This window comes from Streptomyces sp. CA-249302 (assembly GCF_050936785.1).
Lineage (GTDB): Bacteria > Actinomycetota > Actinomycetes > Streptomycetales > Streptomycetaceae > Streptomyces.
On the sequence record NZ_JBNJMG010000001.1, the window covers coordinates 6,699,977 to 6,722,235 of the forward strand.

The 22,259-nt window shown below is 70.4% G+C and carries 15 protein-coding genes and 3 pseudogenes; 11 read left to right on the forward strand and 7 right to left on the reverse strand.

Translation table 11 applies throughout. The features are described 5' to 3' along the window. Positions 1 to 56 precede the first annotated feature (56 nt). The 3 genes from ACQEWB_RS30300 (at position 57) to ACQEWB_RS30310 (ending at position 7,714) form a co-directional block, all read left to right on the forward strand. A complete protein-coding gene (locus tag ACQEWB_RS30300) occupies positions 57 to 3,293 on the forward strand; it encodes a S8 family peptidase (RefSeq protein WP_432844093.1) in 3,237 nt (1,078 codons plus the stop codon). A gap of 243 nt (positions 3,294 to 3,536) precedes the next feature. Beyond that, complete coding sequence (locus tag ACQEWB_RS30305; RefSeq protein WP_432836492.1) at positions 3,537 to 6,854, forward strand: S8 family peptidase; 3,318 nt, start codon at positions 3,537 to 3,539, stop codon at positions 6,852 to 6,854. A gap of 80 nt (positions 6,855 to 6,934) precedes the next feature. After that, positions 6,935 to 7,714, forward strand: coding sequence for a group II truncated hemoglobin (locus ACQEWB_RS30310; protein WP_432836494.1), 780 nt, complete (start codon positions 6,935 to 6,937; stop codon positions 7,712 to 7,714). On the opposite strand, the gene ACQEWB_RS30315 is transcribed toward ACQEWB_RS30310, so the two are convergent. Next, on the reverse strand, positions 7,692 to 8,627 hold the full coding sequence (locus tag ACQEWB_RS30315; protein ID WP_432836496.1) for a helix-turn-helix domain-containing protein: 936 nt from the start codon (positions 8,625 to 8,627) through the stop codon (positions 7,692 to 7,694). The genes ACQEWB_RS30310 and ACQEWB_RS30315 overlap by 23 nt on opposite strands. A gap of 170 nt (positions 8,628 to 8,797) precedes the next feature. Between ACQEWB_RS30315 and ACQEWB_RS30320 the strand changes: the two genes are divergently transcribed. Then, positions 8,798 to 9,838, forward strand: a complete 1,041-nt coding sequence (locus ACQEWB_RS30320) for an NAD(P)-dependent alcohol dehydrogenase (protein ID WP_432836498.1) — start codon at positions 8,798 to 8,800, stop codon at positions 9,836 to 9,838. A 43-nt stretch (positions 9,839 to 9,881) separates the two neighbouring features. Here the strand turns inward: ACQEWB_RS30320 and ACQEWB_RS30325 are convergent, their stop codons facing one another. The 3 genes and pseudogenes from ACQEWB_RS30325 to ACQEWB_RS30335 form a co-directional block, all read right to left on the reverse strand. Next, on the reverse strand, positions 9,882 to 10,994 hold the full coding sequence (locus tag ACQEWB_RS30325) for a FecCD family ABC transporter permease (protein ID WP_432836500.1): 1,113 nt from the start codon (positions 10,992 to 10,994) through the stop codon (positions 9,882 to 9,884). A gap of 47 nt (positions 10,995 to 11,041) precedes the next feature. Further along, positions 11,042 to 12,027, reverse strand: a pseudogene (locus tag ACQEWB_RS30330) (FecCD family ABC transporter permease). Positions 12,028 to 12,031: 4 nt separating this feature from the next. Beyond that, complete coding sequence (locus tag ACQEWB_RS30335) at positions 12,032 to 13,081, reverse strand: ABC transporter substrate-binding protein (RefSeq protein ID WP_432836502.1); 1,050 nt, start codon at positions 13,079 to 13,081, stop codon at positions 12,032 to 12,034. Positions 13,082 to 13,163: 82 nt separating this feature from the next. On the opposite strand from ACQEWB_RS30335, the gene ACQEWB_RS30340 reads away from it, so the two are divergent. Together ACQEWB_RS30340 and ACQEWB_RS30345 are read left to right on the forward strand one after the other, a co-directional pair. After that, positions 13,164 to 13,547, forward strand: coding sequence for a VOC family protein (locus tag ACQEWB_RS30340; RefSeq protein WP_432836504.1), 384 nt, complete (start codon positions 13,164 to 13,166; stop codon positions 13,545 to 13,547). Positions 13,548 to 13,828: 281 nt separating this feature from the next. Next, positions 13,829 to 13,927: pseudogene (locus tag ACQEWB_RS30345) on the forward strand (NAD-dependent epimerase/dehydratase family protein); the annotation flags it as partial. Between the two features lie 326 nt (positions 13,928 to 14,253). On the opposite strand, the pseudogene ACQEWB_RS30350 reads toward ACQEWB_RS30345, so the two are convergent. Continuing rightward, positions 14,254 to 15,051: pseudogene (locus tag ACQEWB_RS30350) on the reverse strand (helix-turn-helix transcriptional regulator); the annotation flags it as partial. A 77-nt stretch (positions 15,052 to 15,128) separates the two neighbouring features. Here ACQEWB_RS30350 and ACQEWB_RS30355 point away from each other — a divergent pair. Further along, positions 15,129 to 15,845 (forward strand): SDR family NAD(P)-dependent oxidoreductase, encoded by a 717-nt coding sequence (locus ACQEWB_RS30355; RefSeq protein WP_432836506.1) that lies wholly within the window; start codon positions 15,129 to 15,131, stop codon positions 15,843 to 15,845. A gap of 76 nt (positions 15,846 to 15,921) precedes the next feature. On the opposite strand, the gene ACQEWB_RS30360 is transcribed toward ACQEWB_RS30355, so the two are convergent. Further along, positions 15,922 to 17,028: a serine hydrolase domain-containing protein gene (locus ACQEWB_RS30360; RefSeq protein WP_432836508.1), complete on the reverse strand. Its 1,107-nt coding sequence runs from the start codon at positions 17,026 to 17,028 to the stop codon at positions 15,922 to 15,924. Between the two features lie 177 nt (positions 17,029 to 17,205). Here ACQEWB_RS30360 and ACQEWB_RS30365 point away from each other — a divergent pair, with 177 nt between their 5' ends. The 4 genes from ACQEWB_RS30365 to ACQEWB_RS30380 all read left to right on the forward strand — a co-directional run bounded on the left by ACQEWB_RS30365 (position 17,206) and on the right by ACQEWB_RS30380 (position 21,046). Next, a complete protein-coding gene (locus ACQEWB_RS30365; RefSeq protein ID WP_432836510.1) occupies positions 17,206 to 17,946 on the forward strand; it encodes an RNA polymerase sigma factor in 741 nt (246 codons plus the stop codon). After that, on the forward strand, positions 17,943 to 18,638 hold the full coding sequence (locus ACQEWB_RS30370) for a hypothetical protein (protein WP_432836512.1): 696 nt from the start codon (positions 17,943 to 17,945) through the stop codon (positions 18,636 to 18,638). The genes ACQEWB_RS30365 and ACQEWB_RS30370 overlap by 4 nt, the downstream gene beginning before the upstream one ends. Positions 18,639 to 18,782: 144 nt before the next feature. Continuing rightward, positions 18,783 to 20,015 (forward strand): hypothetical protein, encoded by a 1,233-nt coding sequence (locus tag ACQEWB_RS30375; RefSeq protein WP_432836514.1) that lies wholly within the window; start codon positions 18,783 to 18,785, stop codon positions 20,013 to 20,015. Positions 20,016 to 20,227: 212 nt separating this feature from the next. After that, entirely contained in the window at positions 20,228 to 21,046 is an 819-nt protein-coding gene (locus ACQEWB_RS30380; RefSeq protein ID WP_432836516.1) for an SDR family NAD(P)-dependent oxidoreductase, read from the forward strand. Between the two features lie 80 nt (positions 21,047 to 21,126). Here the strand turns inward: ACQEWB_RS30380 and ACQEWB_RS30385 are convergent, their stop codons facing one another. Beyond that, a complete protein-coding gene (locus tag ACQEWB_RS30385; RefSeq protein ID WP_432836518.1) occupies positions 21,127 to 22,245 on the reverse strand; it encodes a hypothetical protein in 1,119 nt (372 codons plus the stop codon). Positions 22,246 to 22,259: the final 14 nt, after the last annotated feature.

Here is a 22,259-nt window from a genome sequence, read left to right on the forward strand (position 1 = left end):
AAAGGGCCTGCGCCGCGTCCGTCGCGACCGCGGCGGCCGTGGCCCTGGCGGCGGGCATGACCGGCCCGGCGTCGGCCAAGACGGAGCAGTCGGCGGCTGCTTCGCAAGCTCAGCTCTCGTCCAAGCACCGCATCACCCTGATCACCGGCGACCGGGTGCTCGTCGACACGAAGGGCCGGGTCGTCGGCCTGGAGCGGGGCAAGGGGCGCGAGCACATACCCGTTCAGGTCCGCAAGGCCGACGGGCACACCCTCGTGGTACCGGCCGACGCGGCCCGGCTGGTCGCCACCGGCAAGCTCGACCAGCGCCTGTTCGACATCACCGAGCTGGGCAAGGCGGCGACCCGCAAGTCGCAGGCCAAGGGCCTGAAGGTGATCGTCGGTTACACCGGCGCGGCGACGGCCACCAAGGCCGACGTCCGGGACGCGGGCACCCTGCGGCGCACCCTCAAGTCCCTGAACGCGGACGCCGTCCAGACCCCGCAGAAGGAAACGCCCGAGCTGTGGGACGCCGTCACCAACGGCGGCAGGACGGCCTCCGGCATCGCGCACGTCTGGCTCGACGGCGTCCGCAAGGCCAGCCTCGACAAGTCCGTGCCGCAGATCGGCGCCCCGACCGCGTGGGCGGCCGGCTACGACGGCAAGGGCGTCAAGATCGCCGTACTCGACACCGGTGTCGACGCGGACCACCCGGACCTGAAGACCCAGGTCCTGGAGTCCAAGAACTTCTCGACCGCCGCCGACGCCACCGACCACTTCGGGCACGGCACGCACGTCGCGTCCATCGCGGCCGGTACGGGCGCCAAGTCCGGCGGCAAGTACAAGGGCGTCGCTCCCGGCGCCAAGATCCTCAACGGCAAGGTCCTCGACGACACCGGCTCCGGTGACGACTCCGGCATCCTCGCCGGCATGGAGTGGGCGGCCGAGCAGGGCGCCGACGTCGTCAACCTGAGCCTCGGCGGCCAGGACTCGCCCGGCATCGACCCGCTCGAGGCCGAGGTCAACAAGCTGTCCGAGGAGAAGGGCATCCTCTTCGCGATCGCGGCGGGCAACTCCGGCCCGGAGTCGGTCGGTTCGCCCGGCAGCGCCGAGGACGCGATCACCGTCGGCGCGGTCGACGACAAGGACGTGCTGGCCGACTTCTCCTCGACCGGCCCGACCGTCGACGGCGCCATCAAGCCCGATGTCACCGCCCCCGGCGTCGACATCACGGCGGCCGCCGCTCCGGGCAGCGTCATTGACCAGGAGGTCGGCGAGAACCCGCCGGGTTACCTGACCATTTCGGGTACGTCGATGGCGACGCCGCACGTCGCGGGCGCGGCGGCGATCCTGAAGCAGGAGCACCCGGACTGGAAGTTCAGCGAGCTGAAGGGTGCGCTGACGGGTTCCGCGAAGGGCGGCAAGTACACGCCGTTCGAGCAGGGTTCGGGCCGTATCGCGGTGGACAAGGCGATCAAGCAGACGGTGATCGCCGACCCGGTCTCGGTGGGCTTCGGCATCGCGCAGTGGCCGCACACGGACGACGCCCCGGTCACCAAGCAGCTGACGTACCGCAACCTCGGTACGAAGGACGTCACGCTGAGCCTGGCCGTCACCGCCACCAACCCCAAGGGGCAGGCGGCTCCGGCGGGCTTCTTCAAGCTCGGCGCGACCAAGGTGACCGTGCCGGCCGGCGGCAAGGCCTCGGTCGACTTCAGTGCGAACACCAAGCTGGGCGGCACGGTCGACGGCGCGTACTCCGCGTACGTGACGGCGACCGGTGACGGTCAGACCGTGCGGACGGCCGCGGCCGTGCAGCGTGAGGTGGAGTCGTACGACGTCACCGTCAAGCACATCGGCAAGGACGGGCAGCCGACCTCCGACTACAACACCATCCTGCTCGGCTACTCGGGTCTCGCCGAGAACCGCGGACTCCAGGTGCCGGTCGCGGAGTCGGGTACGACGACCGTGCGCGTGCCCAAGGGCAAGTACCTGCTGGACGCCTGGATCGCCAAGGACATGGTGAACTTCGAGGGCGGTCTCGACTGGCTGGTCCAGCCGAGTCTGAACGTCACCAAGAACACCTCGGTGACGATCGACGCCCGTAAGACCAAGGCGGCCGACATCACGGTGCCGGACGCGGCGGCCAAGCAGCAGCTGGGCATGGTCGGTTACACCTACGACCCGGCCTTCATCGGCATCGGCTTCGGCGCGCAGTCCTTCGCCGACATCCGGATGGCGCCGCTCGGCGGCGAGGTCTCCGGCCTGCACCAGACCTGGAACGGGCAGTGGACCAAGGGCGACAAGGCCGAGTACGACGTGGCCACCACCGCGACCGTCAAGAAGGTGCAGGGCGACAAGGTCCGGCACTTCAAGGCGGGCGAGCTCGCCACGGTGAAGAACAACATCGGCTCCGGCGCCGCGGGCAAGACCGGCGCGCTGTACCCGGTGGGCCTCTTCCCCGAGGACGCGGTCTTCGGCACCGGCATCGAGCAGAAGCTGCCGGGCAGCCGCACCCTGTACCTCTCGACCTCCGACAAGATCCAGTGGACCTGGGACTTCGAGCAGCACAAGGGCGTCGACGCGGACGGCTTCCCGATCGCGGACGCGTTCTACACGCTCGGCGACCCGCAGTTCTTCAAGGCGGGCCAGAGCTACAAGAAGACCTTCAACACCGCGGTCTTCGGCCCGCACCTGAGCACGTACTACGGGCTCTTCCGGGACGGGAACAGCATCTACGGTGTCCTCCCGCTGTTCTCCGACGGGGCCGGGCACGCCGGTTCCTCGGACTTCACCAAGGTCGTCACCACGCTCTACCGCAACGGCACCAAGGTCGGCTCCAACGACGACCCGCTGTTCGGCAACAAGGAGTTCAAGGTCCCGACCGCGAACGCCAAGTACAAGCTGACGACCTCGGTCAAGCGCAGTGCGAACATCGCCGGGGCGTCCACCCGGATCAACGCGAGCTGGGAGTTCAGCTCCAAGAAGCCGGCCACCGGCACCGTGGCCACGCTGCCCGCGTCCATCGCCCGCTTCAAGGCGGCCGTGGGCCTGGACAACAAGGCCGAGGCCGGCAAGACGGTCAGCATCCCGGTCGTCGTCGAGGGTGCCGCCAAGGGCAGCAACCTCAAGTCCCTTGCGGTGACCGTGTCCTACGACAACGGCAAGACCTGGAAGAAGGTCTCCGTCGTCGGCGGCAAGATCAAGGTGAAGAACCCGGCGAAGGGGAAGTCCATCTCCTTCCACGCCACGATCACCGACAAGAAGAACAACAAGTCGGCGCTCTCCATCTACAACGCGTACTACGGCAAGTAGCAAGGCTGTCAAGGGAATTGGGGGCATTCGGTTCGACAGGTCTGTAACGGCTTTCTACTAGGTACGTAACAGACGCGAAGTCGGTCTCTTACCCTTCTCTCATCTCTTGAGGCACGTGATCACCCCCCGGCATACTGCGTATACCGGGGGGTGCGCACGTTCACGTGTGCGAGACCACCCCCGGCCGGGTGAACGGGGATATTTCACCCGGAACTTCAGCTAGGGGGAGTTTTGCGCAGACAAGTGAAAAGAGCGTGCGCGGGCACGATCGCCGCGGCAGCCGCCGTGGCCCTCGCGGCGGGCATGACCAGCCCGGCGCAGGCGACGGCCGAGAAGACGAGCGCCGCTGTCTCCAAGGCCGCGTCCTCGAAGCTCACCGTCAAGCACCGCATCACGCTGATCACGGGTGACCGCGTCGCGGTCGACGCCAAGGGCCGCGTCGTCGGTATCGAGCCCGCCAAGGGCCGCGAGAACATACCCGTCCAGATCCGCAAGGCGGACGGCCACACCCTGGTCGTACCGTCCGACGTCGCCCGCATGATCGCGACCGGCAAGGTCGACCAGCGGCTGTTCGACGTCACCGAACTCGGCAAGGCGACGACCCTCAAGTCGCAGGCCAAGGGCCTGAAGGTCATCGTCGGCTACAAGGGCACCGCCGCGGCGGCGAAGTCCGAGGTCCGTGAGGCGGGCAAGCTCCGCGAGAACCTCAAGTCGCTCAACGCGGACGCCGTACAGACGCCCAAGCAGGACGCGCCCGAGCTGTGGGACGCGGTGACCAACGGCGACAGGACGGCCTCCGGCATCGCGCACGTCTGGCTCGACGGCGTCCGCAAGGCCAGCCTCGACAAGTCCGTGCCGCAGATCGGCGCCCCGACCGCGTGGGCCGCCGGCTACACCGGCAAGGGCGTCAAGATCGCCGTCCTGGACACCGGCATCGACGCCACCCACCCGGACCTCCAGGGCCAGGTCCTGGAGTCCAAGAACTTCTCCACGGCCGCCGACGCCACCGACCACTTCGGTCACGGCACCCACGTCGCGTCCATCGCGGCCGGTACGGGCGCCAAGTCCGGCGGCAAGTACAAGGGTGTGGCCCCGGACGCCAAGCTGCTCAACGGCAAGGTGCTGGACGACAGCGGCTACGGCGACGACTCCCAGATCCTCGCGGGCATGGAGTGGGCGGCCGAGCAGGGCGCCGACGTCGTCAACCTGAGCCTGGGCGGCGGCGACACCCCGGAGATCGACCCGCTCGAGGCCGAGGTCAACAAGCTGTCGGAGGAGAAGGGCATCCTCTTCGCCATCGCCGCCGGCAACGAGGGCGACTTCGGTGACCAGACCATCGGCTCCCCGGGCAGCGCGGCCGACGCGCTGACCGTCGGCGCGGTCGACGACAACGACAAGCTGGCCTCCTTCTCCAGCCGCGGCCCCGGCCTCGACGGCCAGATCAAGCCCGATGTCACCGCCCCCGGCGTCGACATCACGGCGGCCGCCGCGCCCGGCAGCGTCATCGACAAGGAAGTCGGCGAGAACCCGCCCGGCTACCTGACCATTTCGGGTACGTCGATGGCGACCCCGCACGTCGCGGGCGCCGCCGCGCTGCTGAAGCAGCAGCACCCGGACTGGAAGTTCAGCGAGCTCAAGGGTGCGCTGACGGGTTCCGCGAAGGGCGGCAAGTACACGCCGTTCGAGCAGGGTTCGGGCCGTATCGCGGTCGACAAGGCCATCAAGCAGACGGTGATCGCCGACCCGGTGTCGGTGAGCTTCGGTGTCGCCCAGTGGCCGCACACGGACGACGCCCCGGTCACCAAGCAGCTGACGTACCGCAACCTCGGTACCAAGGACGTCACGCTGAAGCTGACGTCGACCGCCACCAACCCCAAGGGCCAGGCGGCTCCGGCCGGCTTCTTCACGCTGGGCGCGACCACGGTCACCGTCCCGGCGGGCGGCAAGGCCTCCGTGGACTTCACCGCGAACACCAAGCTCGGTGGCACGGTCGACGGCGCGTACTCCGCGTACGTGACCGCGACGGGCGACGGTCAGACCGTGCGGACGGCCGCGGCCGTGCAGCGCGAGGTGGAGTCGTACGACGTCACCGTCAAGGCCATCGGCCGTGACGGGCAGCCGACGAAGAACTACGGCGCCACCCTGGTCGGCGTCTCCGGCCTCGGCAAGGACAGGTTCTACGCCCCGTACGACGAGTCCGGCACCGTCACCGTGCGGCTGCCCAAGGGCCGTTACGTGCTCGACGGCAGCGTCTCCGTGGACCCGGAGGACGCCACCAAGGGCCTCGACTGGATCGCCCAGCCGAAGCTGGACGTCACCAAGAAGACGACGGTCACGATGGACGCGCGCACCGCGAAGCCGGTCGACATCACCGTGCCGGACGCGGCCGCCAAGTCCGAGTTCGCCTCGCCGGGTTACGACGTCGAGGTCGGCGACTCCGGCTACGGCTTCGGCTGGTTCCTGAACACGTACGAGGGCTTCCGCTCCAAGGGCCTCGGCCCGCAGATCACCGACGGTTCGCTGACCCAGTCGTGGGACGGTCACTGGTCCAAGGGCGCCGGCGAGGAGTACGACGTCACCACCGGCGGTGTCGTCAAGCAGCTCGCCACCGGCTACACCAAGCACTGGAAGACCGGCGACCTGGCCACGGTGAAGGTCGGCCTGGGCGCCTCGGCGAGCGGCAAGAAGGGCTCCGTCACCGCGATGGGCTGGCTGCCCGGCACCAACAGCGCCTCCGGGATCGCCATCCCGCAGACCCTGCCCGGCGTCCGCAAGCTGCACCTGTCCGCCACCGGCGGGGTGAAGTGGAACTTGGACTTCGAGCAGGACGGCGGCGTCGACGCGGATGGCTTCCCGGTCACCGAGGCGTACTACACCATCGGCGCGGCGCAGTCCTTCAAGGCCGGCCAGTCCTACTCGAAGACGTTCAACACGGCCGTCTTCGGACCGCACCTGAACTCCGAGTTCGGCCTCTACCGCGACGGCAACAACATCTACGGTGTCGTCCCGCTGTTCGCCGACGGCAAGACCCACTCGGGCTCCTCGGTCTTCACGTCGGTCAACACGACCCTCTACCGCAACGGCACCAAGGTCGGCTCCAACGACGACCCGCTGTTCGGTGAGAAGGCGTTCAAGGTGCCGTCCGCGGACGCCGCCTACAAGCTGACCACCTCGGTCAAGCGCAGCGTCAAGGTCGCCGCGGCCTCCACCCGCATCGACGCCACCTGGGAGTTCCGCTCCAAGAAGGCCGACCTCGCCAAGCTCCCCGCGTCCACGGCCCGCTTCAACGCGTACACGGACCTGGGCAGCAAGGTCACGGCCGGTCAGACCAAGAGCATCCCGGTCGTCGTCGAGGGTGCCGCCAAGGGCAGCAACCTCAAGTCCCTCGCGGTGTACGTGTCGTACGACAACAAGACCTGGACCAAGGTCAGCGTGGTCGGCGGCAAGATCAAGGTGAAGAACCCGGGGAAGGGCAAGTCCATCTCCTTCCGCGCCAAGATCACCGACAAGAAGAACAACAAGTCGTCGGTGACGATCTACAACGCGTACTACGGCAAGTAGCCCGCGGGCGCGTTGAGCGCTGAGCGAACGGCCCACCGGAGGTACAGCCTCCGGTGGGCCGTCCGTGTTTGTGTGGGCGTATGACCACAGAGACCGTCGAATACATCCGGTACCGCGTCCCGGAAGACCGCTCGGCGGAGTTCCTGGCCGCCTACACCCGCGCCGCAGGCGAGCTGGCGGCGGCCCCGCAGTGCGTCGACTACGAACTGGCGCGCTGCGAGGAGTCCACCGAAGGCTCCGAGCACTACGTTCTGCGCATCACCTGGACCTCCACCGAGGACCACCTCGAGGGCTTCCGCAAGTCGGAGCTGTTCCCGGCCTTCTTCGCGGAGATCCGGCCGTACGTCGAGAACATCGAGGAGATGCGGCACTACAAGCCGACGGCGGTGCGGGGGACGGGCTCCTCGGTGCCGTCGCTGTACACCTGGGCGGGCGGCGCGGACGCCTTCTCCCGCCTGACCTCGGCGTTCTACGACAAGGTGCTCAAGGACGACCTGCTGGCCCCCCTCTTCGCCGACCTGGCCCCCGACCACGCCGAGCACGTAGCCCTCTGGCTCTCCGAGGTCTTCGGCGGCCCGCCCGCCTACTCCCTCACCCAGGGCGGCCACGGCCACATGGTCGCCAAGCACTTCGGCAAGCACATCACCGAGCCCCAGCGCCGCCGCTGGGTCAATCTCATCCAGGACGCGGCGGACGAGGCGGGCCTGCCGACCGACGCCGAGTTCCGTTCGGCGTTCCTGGCGTACATCGAGTGGGGCACGCGCCTGGCGGTCTACTTCTCCGGCCCGGACGCCAAGCCGCCCGCCGAGCAGCCGGTGCCGCACTGGAACTGGGGGGCTATGCCGCCGTATCGGGGCTGACGGAGGCCTTCCCCGAGCGCGTCGCGTCCGCACCCCAACTGGCCAGCAGGCGCAGGGCGTCCGCCGACGCGGAGCCCGGTTCGGCGTGGTAGATGACCAGGCCCTGGTCGCAGTTGTCCGGGGGGCGGAAGGACTCGAAGTTGAGGGTCAGTTCGCCCACCAGCGGGTGGCGCAGGTGCTTGACGCCGTGGCCCTTCTCCTTGACGTCGTGCGTCGCCCACAGGCGGCGGAACTCCTCGCTCTTCACGGAGAGTTCGCCGACCAGCGCGGACAGCCGCGGGTCGTCCGGGTAGACGCCGGCGGCCATGCGCAGGTAGCTCACCATGTCGCTGGCCTTCTGGTCCCACTCCACGAAAAGCTCCCGGTACTCCGGGTTCAGGAACACCAGCCGCGCCCAGTTCCGCTCCTGCACCGGCATGCGCGCCCAGTCGCCGAAGACCGCCGCCGCCATCCCGTTCCAGGCGAGGATGTCGCAGTACCGCCCCGAGATGTACGCCGGCACCGTGTCCAGCGTGTCCAGCAGCTGCCGTAGAGACACCCGCACCTGCTCCGGCCGACCCGCCGCCTTCTTCTTGTTCTGCTTCGGCTTCGCGAGATGCGTGAGGTGGTCGTGCTCGGTGTCCGTCAGCCGCAGCGCCCGCGCGATCGCGTCCAGCACCTCCGCCGACACGTTCCGCCCGTTGCCCTGCTCGAGCCGCGTGTAGTACGCCACCGAGACGCCCGCCAGCTGCGCCAGCTCCTCGCGCCGCAGCCCCGGCACCCGCCGGTGCCGCCCGAAGTCCGGCAGCCCCACGTCCTCCGGCTTCAGCCGCGCCCGCCGGGTGCGCAGGAACTCGCTGAGCTCGGCACGCCGGTCCAGGGCCCCGCCGGTCCCCTCCGCCGCGTCCTGTACGGGATCGGGCTGTTCGTCCATGTGTCCAGTATTCACGGTCGTACGAACACCAGCCTGCCCCCGCCAGTAGTAGGAACACCGGACATACGCAGAACCGAGTGCTGGGTGAACGGTGAACCAACCGGCAAGCTGGACGTCGTACCCGGTCGGAAGGCAGCCGGGCACGGAACTTTCGCTAGGAGAACCCCGGCATGACGACCGTCGCCGCATACGCAGCACCCGCCGCCAAGGCTCCGCTGGAGCGCACCACCATCGAGCGCCGCCCGGTCGGCGAGTTCGACGTCCTGATCGACATCAAGTTCGCCGGCATCTGTCACTCCGACATCCACCAGGCCCGCGAGGGCTGGGGCGAGGCGATCTTCCCCATGGTCCCGGGCCACGAGATCGCGGGCATCGTCTCCGAGGTCGGCCCCGGCGTCACCAAGTACGCCGTCGGCGACCGCGTGGGCGTCGGCTGTCTCGTCGACTCCTGCCGTGAGTGCGACAACTGCAAGGCCGGTCTGCAGCAGTACTGCACCGGCGGCGGTGTCGGCACGTACAACGCGGTCGGCAAGGACGGCGAGCCCACCTACGGCGGCTACTCCGAGAAGATCGTCGTCGACGAGAACTACGTCCTGCGCATCCCCGACGGCCTCTCCCTGGACGTGGCCGCCCCGCTCCTCTGCGCCGGCATCACCACGTACTCCCCGCTCAACCACTGGAACGCCGGCCCCGGCAAGAAGGTCGCCATCCTCGGCATGGGCGGCCTCGGCCACATGGGCGTCAAGATCGCGCACGCGCTCGGCGCGGAGGTCACGGTCCTCTCGCAGTCCCTGCGCAAGAAGGAGGACGGCCTGAAGCTGGGCGCCGACCACTACTACGCGACCAGCGACGAGAACACCTTCAAGGACCTCAAGGGCACCTTCGACCTGATCCTCTCCACGGTCTCGGCCCCGCTGAACCTGGACGCGTTCCTGTCCCTGCTGAAGACGGACGGCGCCTTCGTGAACGTCGGCGCCCCCGAGGAGCCCGTCAAGCTCAACCTCTTCTCGGTGATCAGCGGCCGCAAGACCCTGGCCGGCTCCGGCATCGGCGGCATCCCGGAGACCCAGGAGATGCTGGACTTCTGCGCCGAGCACGGCATCGGCGCCGAGATCGAGCTGATCGACGCGCAGGAGATCAACGAGGCGTACGAGCGGGTCCTCACCAGCGACGTCCGCTACCGCTTCGTCATCGACAACGCGACGATCTGACCAGCGGCCGAGGGGCCCCGGCGGAAGGTGCCGCCGGGGCCTTTCAGCGCGTCGCCGTCCGCCGCCCCAGCAGCCACAGCAGATACGGCCCACCGACGAGCGAGGTGAGCGCGCCGACGGGAACCTCCAGCGGGGGCAGCAGCGTACGGGCGGCGAGATCGGCCGCGACGAGGAGTACGGCACCGGTCAACGCGGCGTTGAACAGCGGCAGTTGCGCCGTCCTGGTCAGCCGCCGGGCCAACTGCGGCGACGTGAGCGCCACGAACCCGATCGGCCCGGCGGCCCCGGTCGCGACGGCGGCGAGCACGACCCCGAGCCCGGTGAGCCCGAGCCGCACCCGGTCCACCGGCACCCCGAGCCCGGCGGCGGTGTCGGGATCGAGCCCGAGGGGCCCGAGCGCCCGACTCGCCCACACCAGCGCGGGAACGGAGACGAGGAGCACGACGGCCAACGGCTCCGCCTGCTCGTAACCCCGCCCGTTGAGACTCCCCGTGAGCCACAGCTTGATCTGCTCGGCGGCCTCCAGCTCGCTGTCGGTGAGATACAGCTGCACGACAGCGGACAGCGCGACTCCGATCCCGACTCCCGTGAGCACGAAGCGACTCGGCTGCATACCGTGCCGCCAGGCGAGCAGGTAGACGAGGGCCGCGGCTGCGAGTCCACCTGACACGGAGACGAGAGGCAGGGCCCCGGGCGAGGCGACGGCCCCGGTGGCGAGCGCCAGCACGGTGGCAGCAGCGGCCCCGTGCCCGACCCCGATGACATCAGGACTGGCGAGCGGGTTCCGGGTCACGCTCTGCACGAGGGCCCCGGAAAGCCCCAGCGCGGCCCCGACGAGGGCGCCGACGACGATGCGGGGCATACGGAGCTCGCCGACGACCAGCTCATGGGGGCCGGTTCCGGTACGGAGGGTGTGCCAGACCTCGCCGGGGGAGACGTACGTCTGGCCGAGACAAGCGGAGGCGACCATGACAGTGCAGAGCATCAGGAGAAGGCCGAAGGCGACGAGTGCGGAACGACGATGAAGAAGGAGGGAGGTACCAGGAGAAGGCCGGAAGAGCAGGTACGGCTCGTTCGTGGGCGACTTCGCGGCCACCCACCCAGGGGCGCGGGACGGTGTCAACCAGCGGCTCCGCCGCGGGGCGCGACCAGCCACAACGAACCCGCACACGCCCCACAACCGAACCCACCACCCCCGACGCATCACGAAACCGCACCCTTCCGCCGTACCAGCACAACCAACACCGGCACCCCCACCAGCGCAGTCATGACCCCCGCCGGCACCTCCGCAGGAGCCCGCACCACCCGCCCCACCACATCCGCCCCCACCAGCAACGCAGCCCCCAGCACCCCCGAAAGAGGCAGCACCCCCCGATACCCCCGCCCCCCACCCGCCGAGCCAGATGTGGCACCGCAAGTCCCACGAACGCGATCGGCCCCGCCGCGGCCACAGCGGCAGCGACCAGCAGCGTCGCCCCCAGCGCCGCACACCCCCGCACCACCCCCACCCGATGCCCCAGGCCCCGAGCCGTCTCGTCCCCGAGGGCCAACGCGTCCAGCCCACGGGCACACGCGAACACCAGTCCCGCCCCCACCACCAGAAACGGCAGCATCGATACGACGACCCCCGCGTCCCGCCCGCTCAGCGCCCCGACCTGCCAGAACCGAAACTGATCCAGGGTCGCCGAACTGGACGTCAGAACAACGGTCGTCCCACCGGCGGTCATCGCGGACAACGCCGTCCCCGCGAGCGCCAGCTTCACCGGCGAGGCCCCGCCCCGCCCCCGTGAGGCGACCCCGTACACGAGACACGCGGCGAGGACGGCACCGCCGAAGCCGTACCAGACGTAACCCCCGAAGCCGTTCGCGAGACCGAAGGCGATGGCGAGGACGACCCCCGCCGCCGCGCCCTGGCTGAGGCCGAGGATGCCGGGGTCGGCGAGGGGATTGCGGGTGACCGCCTGGAGCGCGGCGCCGGCGACGCCCAGCGCGGCGCCCGCGACCAGCCCGACCTCGGTCCGGGGCATGCGCAGGGACCGTACGACGAGCGCGTCCGGCGACGAACCGCCGTGCAGCAGGGCGTCGACGACGGCGGACAGCGGCACCGGACGGGTGCCGACAGCGAGGCTGAGCAGCCCGGCGGCGACCACCGCGAGGATGGCCGCCGGCCAGGCGAGACGACGTATCACGGGGTTACTTGCCGAGGTTCTCGCCGAGTTCCGTGATCACGAGACGCGCGGCGGTGGGACCCGCGTTGAGGTACCAGGGGTCGTCGTCGACCTTCACGGCGTGGCCGGCCTTGACCGCCTTCGTGGACTTCCACAGCGGCCCGGCGACGACGCTCACCGCGTCCGTCCTGTCCGCGTCGCCCTGTACGGAGTAGAAGATCCAGTCCCCGTCGGCGGTGTCGATGCTCTCCGCGCCGATGTCCTCCGAAATGGCCTTGAACTGCTGGGACTTGGGCCGGTCAAGGCCCATGTCCACGGCGATGGAACCGGTGAACGAGGAGACGCCGAACATGCGGGTGCGGTCGGGCGTGAAGCGGATCATGGAGACGGTCGGGGAGCCCTCGACCGCCGCCCCCTTCTTCCCGGCGTCGGCAACGATGTCATCGAGCAGGTCCTGGGCCGCCTGCCCCTTGCCGACGGCGTCGCCGACCAGCAGCAGGTCGCGCTTCCAGTTGACGCCGTTGCCCGCGGTGATCACGGTGGGCGCGATCTTCGAGAGCTTGGGGTAGAGGTCGCCGAGGGAGTCGTTGGCGAGGATCAGGTCGGGCTCGGCGGCGGCCAAAGACTCCAGGTTGGGGGCCTGCCGGGTGCCCGCGTCGGTCATGGCGGCGAGCTTCGACCTGTAGGCCGGGAAGGCGTCCGCGAGGTAGTCGGGGACGAGGCCGGCGTTGTCGGCGCGGGTGGTGGCCGTCGGTGTGATCCCGAGGGAGAGCAGGTCGTCGAGCTGGCCGGTGCTGAGCACGGCGATCTTCTTGGGCTCGGCCTTGATGGTGGTTCTGCCCTCGAAGTGGGTGACGGTACGGGGGAAGGCCCCGTCCTCGTCCTGGTCGGTGCCCATGCCGTCGGCGAGGGTGCTGGGTGCGGCGGAGGGGCCCTCGCTCGCGCCGATGACCTGGTTGCGGGAGCCGTCCGCCTTCTTGTCGCCGTCCCCGCCGCTACCGGATGACGAGCAGCCGGCGAGCAGCCCTCCGACGACGGTCGCGGCCAGCACGGCCTTCATTCCCACTGCACGCACGGCAAATGCTCCGATCATTAGCTAAGGCAAGCCTTACCTTAACTGCTTCTCGGAGTATGTTGGTCGTGAGGAGGCCCACACGATGACCGTGCAGCTGAACCACACCATCGTCGCTGCGTACGACAAGAAGGCGTCGGCCCAGTTCCTCGCCGACATCCTGGGACTGGAAGTGAGCCCGCAGTACGGCCCCTTCGTCCCCGTGGAGATCCCCAACGGCGTGACGCTCGACTACATGGACACGTCCGGCGACATCACACCGCAGCACTACGCGTTCCTGGTCTCCGAGGACGACTTCGACACCATCTTCGGCCGCATCCGGGAAGCCGGACTGACCTACTGGGCGGACCCGTACCACCACCGCACCGGCGAGATCAACCACAACGACGGCGGCCGCGGCACCTACTTCGACGACCCGAACGGCCACAACCTGGAGATCCTCACCAGGCCTTACGGCAGCGGCGGCTGACGGGGTCTTCCGACGGGGTCTTCCGGCGGGGTCTTTCGCGTTGCCGTGGCGGCGGGCCCGTCACATCACCGCGGCGCGCGGCGTCAGACCGGCGAAGAGCGAGAGCCGGCGACGCCACGCGAGATCCAACACCGGGCGGCCATGTCCTCCCGCTGCTGCGGGCGGCCGGTCACGAAGTGCGTGTGCTGAGCCGTCAGCGTCGTGACAGCCGTCCCGGAGACCGTCCTGCACCTCGCGGGCGGCCGGAAGGCGACGACGAGGCGATCCGCAACCTGGTACGGGTGGCACGGGCCTCGGGCGTACGGCACCTGGTCCACATCTCGGTCATCGGCGCGGACCGGGTCCCGCTGGCGTGGCTGCGCACCAAGCTGGACTCGGAGCGGGCGATCGCCGAGTCGGGCATTCCGTGGACGACCCTGCGGGCGGCCCAGTTCCACGACCTCACCCTGACGATGGTGGAGAAGATGGCCGGGCTCCCCGTCCCGCCGGGGGCCGGGGAAGGCGGGTCGGGTGTACCGGGCGGGGGAGAACCTCACGCTGGAGGGCGCGGAGGTGGGGAAGCGGACGTGGGAGGAGTTCCTGGCGGAGCGGCGGCCGGGCTGACCGGGATGGGGGCGACCCCGACCGCGGCAACGGCTTCAGCTTCGGACTTGGCTCCGGCTCCGGCTGCGGCTGCGGCTGCGGTGGCGAACTCGGCTGCGCACTCGGCGAGTTCACGCAGGGCCCGGGCCGACGAGGTGCCGGGGTCAGCGGTGATCAGGACAACCTCCTGGTCGTCCTCGGGGACGAGGAGGACGTCGCAGTTCAGGCGGAGGAGGCCCGCCGTGGGGTGGTCGACGGTCTTGGTGCGGTGGCCGGGCGCGTGCACCGGGCGGCTCTCCCACAGGCGCCGGAACTCCGCGCTGCCGGCGTGCAGTTCGGCCAGCTGGGCGGCGAGTGCGGGGTCGTGCGGATAGCGGTCGGCGGCGCGTCGCAGTCGGGCGACGACGATCCGCCCGAACTCCTCGACGCTGGAACTGCCGTACATCCGCCCCTCGTCGAGGAAACGGCGCCGGGCCAGGTTGGTGGTGCCGAGGCCGAGGTCGCCGCCGAACACGCTCTGCGCGAGCGGGTTCCAGGCGACGAGACCGTACGCCGCGTCGGTGACGATCGCCGCAGTCTCCGGCAGCCGTTCCAGCATCCGCACGACATGCGGCCGCACCTGCCGTACCGGCCCGGCGCCGGGCGGCGTGGCGGACCCGGAGAGCCGGAAGAGGTGGTCGCGTTCGGCGGGACCGAGCCGCAGGGCCGCCGCCAGCCCGTCCAGGATCCGGGCGGACGGTCTCGGCCCGCGGGCCTGTTCCAGTCGTACGTAGTAGTCGACCGACATGTGGGCCAGCTCGGCCAGCTCCTCGCGCCGCAGCCCGGGAGTGCGCCGCGGTTCGCAGTCCGGCAGCCCGACGTCGTCCGGACGCAGCCCCGCCCGGCGCTCCCGCAGAAAGCGCGCCAACTCCTGCCGGGCCATCCGCCACCTCCTCACTGCACTGCCTGGTACAGGCTGTCCCTGGCAGGGTGTGTGCATCCCCGGGGACCGTTGCAGTCATGAACGATCGAACTGCACTCGTCACCGGTGCCAACAAGGGAATCGGCCTGCATATTGCGAGCCTGCTGGCGGCCGAGGGCTTCGCGGTCCACGTGGGCTCACGGGACGCGGAGCGCGGGCAACGGGCGGTGGCGGAGATCGGCCCTGCCGCCCGTCTGCTGCACCTGGACGTGACGGACGCGGACAGCATCGCGGCGGCCGCGGCACGGGTGGACCGCCTGGACGTCCTGGTCAACAACGCGGGCATCAACCCGTCCCTGGCCACACCGACGGAGTCCGACGCGGGCGAGTTCCGACGCGCGTACGACACGAACGTGATCGCCGTCCTGGAAGTCACCAACGCCTTCCTCCCGGCCCTGCGCCGCTCCCCGCACCCCCGGATCGTCAACATCTCCAGCGGTACGGCGTCCCTGACCTGGAGCACCCGCCCCAACCCCCAGTTCACCCCCGGCACCCCGGGCTCCGCCGCCTACCGAGCCTCGAAGGCGGCCCTGAACGCCCTCACCCTCCTCTACGCCCAGACCCTCACCGAGGAAGGCTTCAAGATCAACACCCTGGCCCCGGGCCGCCGGGCCACGGACCTGCTCCCGGGCGCGAGGCCATCGGGCGGCGACCCGGCGGAGGCGGCCCAGGGCGCCGTACGCCTGGCCCTCCTCCCGGACGACGGCCCGACGGGGGAGTTCTTCTCGTGGGACGGGACGGGGGTGCCGTGGTGAGGGGACGGGTCAGGGGGCCGTGGTGAGGGGACGGGTCAGGGCGCTGTGGTGAGATTCCAGGCCCTCCGACCCGTCGTCACGCCCGCAGTCCCGTGAGTCCGTCGTACGCGGACATGACGATGTTCAGGCCGCGTTGGTCCTGTGCGGGTTCGCGCATCTGGTTGGTGACGTAGGCGACCACCATGCGGGACTCGGGTTCGATCATGACGAGGGAGCCGCCCCAGCCGCCCCAGCCGTAGGTGGTGCCGAAGAGGCCGTAGCCCAGGCCCCAGCGGATCGGCATGCCCAGGACCAGGTCGTCGCCGTTGAACTGTTCCTCCCATGCGCGGTCGCAGCCGGCCTGGGAGAGGAGGCGGGTGCCGCGGACCGTTCCGCCGCAGGCCATCACCGACTGCACGAGGGCGACCGAACGGGCGTTGCCGTAGCCGCTCGCGGCGGGGATCTGGGCGCGGCGCCAGCGGAGGCTGTTGCCGTCGCGCACCCGCAGTCCCGTGGCGGCGGACGCGCGCGCCCCGCCGCCGGGTGCGCTCGCCAGGTAGTCCTCGTCCTTGCCGGGCGGCGGGACGGTGAGCGCCACCCGGTGGTCGTGCTCGGCGCCCAGCCCGATGTGGAAGTCGGCGCCCAGCGGCCCCGCCACCTCCTCGGCGAAGAACTCACCCACGCTCCGCCCGCTGATCCGCCGCACCACCTCGCCGACCAGGAACCCCTGCGTCGCCGAGTGGTACCCGGCCGCGCTCCCCGGCTCCCACTGCGCCGCCGCCCCGGCCAGCCGCCCCGTGGCGGTCGCCCAGTCGTACAGCTCGTCCACCGGCCACTCCCAGTCGGGCAGCCCCGCGGTGTGCGACAGCAGATGCCGTACCAGCACCTTCTCCTTGCCCGCCGCCCCGAACTCCGGCCAGTACCGCACGACCGGCGCGTCCGGATCCAGCTCCCCACGGTCGGCCAGCACCAGCGCGCACAGCGCGGTCATCGTCTTGGTCACGGAGTAGACCCCCACGACCGTGTCCCGCTCCCACGGCACGGTCCGCTCCGCGTCGGCGAACCCGCCCCAGACGTCGACGACGGGTTCCCCGTCCACGAACACCGCCACCGACCCGCCGACGTCCCCGCCGTCCAGCAGCTCGGCCAGTGCACTGGGCACGGCGGTGAAGAGTTCGTCGTACGAGCCCCGAATGTCAGCCATGCCGGCCACCTCAGCCTTGTCAGCCATGCCTCGCATTAGCCCGCATCGCCGTGCCGGGGAGCAACCGAATTTGTGCCCCGGCGGCGGGACCGGATCCGCGGCGGGCCACGATGTAACGCTCCGCCGTGCTGCGGCCAAGTACGGGTGCAAGGATGACCGACCCCTTTGGAGGAACGGGTGCCCATCCCCGATCCCATCCCCGATCCCGATCCCGATTCCGATCGCGACCTCGATCGCGCCTCGGATTCCGCCTCGGGTTCCGGCGTCGGCGGCCGACGACGCCCCGCGCCGCCCGGAAGCGACCCGGCCGGATTCTCGGCGTTCTACGAGGAGAACTTCGAGGCCGTGCTGACATTCGTGACGCGCCGCACCGCCGACCCCCACGTGGCGGCCGACCTCACGGCCGACGTCTTCGTCGCCGCCCTGGAGGCCGCCGACCGCTACGACGCGGGGCGGGGAACACCGATCGCCTGGCTGTACGGCATCGCACGCAACGTCGTGGCCTCCCACGGCCGGGGCACGGTCCGCGAACTCGGCGCGGTGGCCCGCCTGAAAGGGCGCCGACTGCTCGACACGGAGGACATGGCGGCCCTGGAGGAACGGATCGACGCCGAACGGGCGGTCCGTGAACTCGCCGAACAGCACAGCGCGCTGAGCGAGCCGCTGCGGGCGGTGCTGGACCTGGTGGCGGTGGACGGCCTGACACCTCGGGAAGCCGCCCAGGTCCTGGGCCTCAGCCAGGCGACGGTACGGGTGCGGCTGCACCGGGCGCGGCGTGCGCTGCGGGCGGTGGCGGAGGGCCCGGGCGCGTCGCGCGCGGCGGCCGACGGCTCCGGCGACCACCCCGTAACCGGTGGCCACCAGCAGGACGACGACCGTGCCCAGCTCCCCGACACCGCCCTGGAGAACGCATCATGACCACGACCCCCCTCTCGCCCGCCGGTTTCCGGGAACGCCTCGGCGACGAGCTCTCCGCCCTCGCGGCGGAGCGGACCAGCACCACGGTCGCTGCGGCCGCGACCGACCTCGCGCCCATCCCGGCATCGCGTCGGCGGCGCTGGGCCAGGCGCCCCCGGCTGTCCCTGGCCATCGCCGCTGCAGCCGCAGCCGGCGTCATCCTCACCATCGTGGCCACCCACCAACCCGCCACGCCCGCCCAGGCCACCGCACCGGACACCGGATCGCACCCGCAGAAGATCACGAGGATCGCCACGGCCGCCTACACCCTGCAACGCGAAGAGGACGGCCGCGTCAGGCTCGCGATCACCGACGCGGCGGGCAAGTTGCTCGACACGGCCCGCCTCCAACGCGACCTCAACCGCCTGGGCGTCCCGGCCCTCGTCTACGCCGGGGACCCGGACTGCACCGAGCCCCCGACCGCCACCGCCGACGACGCCCCCCGCGAAACCTGGCACATCGAACTGGCCAAGGGCGGCAAGCCGGTCCTCTCCGTCCGCCCCGACAGAATCCCCGCCGGCCAACACCTGCTGGTCGCCTTCCCGTTGGCCCGCACGGACCCCGCCCACGCGGGCGGCGTCATCCAGGCCGGCAAGATCGCCGGCACCCCGCCGTCCTGCGTACCGGCGATGCCCGGGAGCTCCCGGGAGTGACGCGACGCCACGGCCCGACCAGCTGAGCAGGCTTCGACGTGACGGACGTGCAACTGTTCAGGACCGGCAGGAGTCTAGGGAGCGCAGATCCGTTCTCCTGGAAAACACCGTCTGTTCGCCCACGCTCCAACAGAGGTTCTCCCGATGCCGATGCCGCTGCTGATGCCGTTGCCCCCGCACAACCGTCGCGTCTCCCGTGCCGCCCTCGGCGCTGCCGCTGCCGCCGTCGCTGCCGGCCTGATCGCGCTGGCCGCGGCTCCCGCCGCCTTCGCCGCCTCCGCCGACGACCCCGCACCCGAACTGGTCGTCGGAGGAGTCGAACCGGTCGACGGGTTGAAACCGGGGAGCACCTTCGACGTGCCGGTCACCGTCGCGAACAAGAGCTCCGTACCGGCCGAGAAGGTGTGGGTCTCCTACTCCGTCACCCGGGGGCTCGACTTCGCGGAGGTGCCCTCCAACTGTCAGGTGCAACACGTCCGGCCCTACGACGAGATGCCCGAGCGGTGGACGGCGGCGTGCGCGTTCGACCAGGTGGCGGAGCCGGGCGCCGTCTACACGACCGAGACGCCTCTCCGCGTCAAGGCACTGGACCGCGCGCTCAACGACCAGCTGCGTGTGCGTGTCTGGGACGGCGATCCCTGGGTCGACGACAACGGCACTCCACCGGTGGCGGGAACCGCGCCGGCGGTGAAACTGGTCGAGGCGCCGGCGGGCGACGTGGGGACCGCGCGAGTCGTCGACGTGCCCGTCACCACCGTCAACACGGCCGACTACCAGGTGACCGGTGCGGCGTTGAAGGGGAGCGTCGGTGAAACGGTGCCGATGACGGTGGAGTTCACCAACGCCGGGCCCGCCTGGGTCATGACCGAGTACTGGGATCGGTCCGTGAGCGTCGTGATCACGCCGCCCGCTGGAACATCGGTCGTCAAGACCGCCGCATTCTGCAGGGCCCAGGATGGGGCGTACCACTGCGGCATGAGACAGCCGGCCACCAACGAGGGCGGCCGAGAGACCTACACCTTCAAGCTGAAGATCGACAAGCGGGTGGCGGACGCCAAGGGCTCGGTGGCGCTGAGCACCGAAGCGCGGCCGTTCGACCCCGACAAGGCCAACGACAAGGCCGACATCACGCTGGACGTCACGGGCGGAGGGCCGACCGGCTCGACGAACGGCTCGGGCGGATCGGCCGGATCGAACGGCTCGGCCGGCGGATCGTCGTCGACCGGCGGCGACGGCACGACGACGAACGGAGACACCCTGGCGGACACCGGCTCCTCGACGATGCCGATCACGAGCGCGGCCGCCGCGGTGGCAGTGGTGACGGGTGCGGGCACGCTCGCCGTCGTGCGCCGCCGCCGGGCCCAGAGTCCGGGCTGACGAACGCCCGACGCGAGTGGCCGCTGCTCTTGGGCGCCCTGGCCACTTCAATGGACCGATCGCTCCATTGAAATTGAAGTGGCCAACTACCTTTAACCAAAGCCGAGTTCTGTCCCTCGTCAGCACACCGATAACGTGATATCCGATACTGCCCACAGGCTCGACCACGAGCCGAGCGCCTCAACTCGGGCAGGGAAACGGAGTCATGTCGCATGAACGATTTCGTGCAGCGTTACGGCCCGGTGGCACTGGTCACCGGCGCCTCTTCAGGAATAGGCCGGGCCTTCGCCGGCCAACTGGCCGCCCGCGGACTCGACGTGGTGCTCGTCGCCCGTCGCCGCGATCGACTCGAAGAACTCTCCGGCACACTGCGGGACACCCACGGCGTCAACCCCACGGTGCTGCCGGTCGACCTCGCTGATCCGGCGGCGGGCAGAGAGATCCTGGAGGCAGTGGCACAGCTGGACGTCGGCCTGCTGGTGAGCAACGCCGGATTCGGCGTGAAGGGCGCATTCGGACAGGAGGACGCCGCGGTCCTCGCGTCGATGCTTGCCGTCAACTGCCACGCGCCGACGCAACTCGCACACGGCCTCGCGCCGCGGCTGACGCAACGCGGACAAGGCGGCGTGATTTTCACCAGCTCCGTCGAAGGCCTCATGGGATGCCCCTACTCGGCCGGCTATTCGGCCACCAAGGCCTACGTGAACGCGCTGGGCGAGGCCCTCTGGGCAGAACTGGGCCCAAGCGGAGTCGACGTACTGACCCTCTGCCCGGGAGCAACGGACACCGAGGCACCCCGCCTCCAGGGCGTCGACCCCTCCACCCTTCAGGACCTGATGTCGCCGGACGACGTCGCCCGCTCGGCCCTGGAACACCTGGGAAGCGGCCCCACACACATCCCCAGCGCCCACTACAGCAAGCTCTTCGACACCCTCCTGTCGATGCCACGACCCGATGCCCTCACCGCGATGGCGAACTCGGTGAAGCAGGTGAGCGACCGCCCGGGAGCGGACCGGACCGGAGACGCGTGACCGGCACCTTCCCGCACCTTGAACACCGGGCCCTCTGCCTCCCGCAGAGGCGCCCTGCTCACACTTGAACCCCGCCCCGCCTAGTGCGGCAGCGTCGCCGGGCTGCCGCCGTTCGCCTCGTAGCCCGCCACCGCCAGCGCGCGGTAGACCGCGAACGCCGCCGCCGGGTCCTCGGACAGGGTCCAGGGCAGGGCCCCGACATGGCCGTCGATGTGTATGAGCTGGTTCATCGCTTCCGACCAGCGCTCGGCGCGGACCAGGAAGAGGACCAGGAGGTGACGTACATGCGCGAGCATCGGGTCGTCCGGGCGGGCCGAGTGGACCGCGTGGAGGGCACCGTGGATCGCCTTGGTCACGACCTCGCTCTGGTAGAAGCCGCTGACCAGGTTCACCTCGGGGAGGTGCTCGAAGACCGCGAACAGGGGCATGGCGGCGAGCAGTGAGCCCTGGGGCGCGCGGGCGGCCGCCGCCTCCGCGAAGGAATACGCCAGCTCGCGCGAGCCGTGCCACTTCTCGCACCAGTAGTGCAGGGCCGCCAGATGCGCGCCCATGTGGGACGGGGCGCGGTCCAGGATCTTCAGCCACAGCTGCTCGAACTCCGCCTGGGAGTAGGCGAGTCCACGCGCCACCGACAGCTCGACGATGTACGGGACCGGGTCGCCGGGTGCGAGCAGCGCCGCGTCGCCGCAGGCGGCCTTCGCCTCCTCCATGATGATCCGGAACTCGTCCGTGCCCGGCGTCGACGTCCGCCACGCCTGCTGCACCAGGAACTCCGCGTGCACCGCCGCACCGCCCGCGTCCTTGGGCTGCTCGGCCCGCCACACCCGCAGCCACTGCCCGCCCGGCGTCTCACCGACCCCGCCCGGCCGCTGCTGGAGCTCCAGCGACGCGGCACCCGCGAAGGCCTGCACGCGCTGCCAGCGCGACTCGCCCGCCGCCTCCGTGCCGGCCAGCAGTTGGGAGGCTGCCCGGTAGTCCTGTGTGCGCTGCACCAGGTCGAGGACGTCCAGCAGGTCCTTGTCGGGGCCGGGCATGCGGACGTCCAGCTCCTCCTCGCGTGCGAAGCCGTAGTTCGCGGGGTCGGCGGCGTCCGGGTGGCCGGCCGGGACCTGCTCGATCATGCCGCGCCTGCGCCGCAGGAACGGGAGCAGCACGAAGCCGATCAGGACCGCAGCCATCAGGACCCAGAGGATTTCCATGCCTCAAGCGTTCC

Bases quoted from the DNA above. Each gene is read 5' to 3' on its own strand.
- ACQEWB_RS30300 (WP_432844093.1), top strand. From the start codon at position 57: ATGACCGGCCCGGCGTCGGCCAAGACGGAGCAGTCGGCGGCTGCTTCG.
- ACQEWB_RS30310 (WP_432836494.1), top strand. From the start codon at position 6,935: ATGACCACAGAGACCGTCGAATACATCCGGTACCGCGTCCCGGAAGAC.
- ACQEWB_RS30315 (WP_432836496.1), bottom strand. From the start codon at position 8,627: ATGGACGAACAGCCCGATCCCGTACAGGACGCGGCGGAGGGGACCGGC.
- ACQEWB_RS30320 (WP_432836498.1), top strand. From the start codon at position 8,798: ATGACGACCGTCGCCGCATACGCAGCACCCGCCGCCAAGGCTCCGCTG.
- ACQEWB_RS30340 (WP_432836504.1), top strand. From the start codon at position 13,164: ATGACCGTGCAGCTGAACCACACCATCGTCGCTGCGTACGACAAGAAG.
- ACQEWB_RS30355 (WP_432836506.1), top strand. From the start codon at position 15,129: ATGAACGATCGAACTGCACTCGTCACCGGTGCCAACAAGGGAATCGGC.
- ACQEWB_RS30360 (WP_432836508.1), bottom strand. From the start codon at position 17,028: ATGGCTGACATTCGGGGCTCGTACGACGAACTCTTCACCGCCGTGCCC.
- ACQEWB_RS30370 (WP_432836512.1), top strand. From the start codon at position 17,943: ATGACCACGACCCCCCTCTCGCCCGCCGGTTTCCGGGAACGCCTCGGC.
- ACQEWB_RS30375 (WP_432836514.1), top strand. From the start codon at position 18,783: ATGCCGATGCCGCTGCTGATGCCGTTGCCCCCGCACAACCGTCGCGTC.
- ACQEWB_RS30380 (WP_432836516.1), top strand. From the start codon at position 20,228: ATGAACGATTTCGTGCAGCGTTACGGCCCGGTGGCACTGGTCACCGGC.
- ACQEWB_RS30385 (WP_432836518.1), bottom strand. From the start codon at position 22,245: ATGGAAATCCTCTGGGTCCTGATGGCTGCGGTCCTGATCGGCTTCGTG.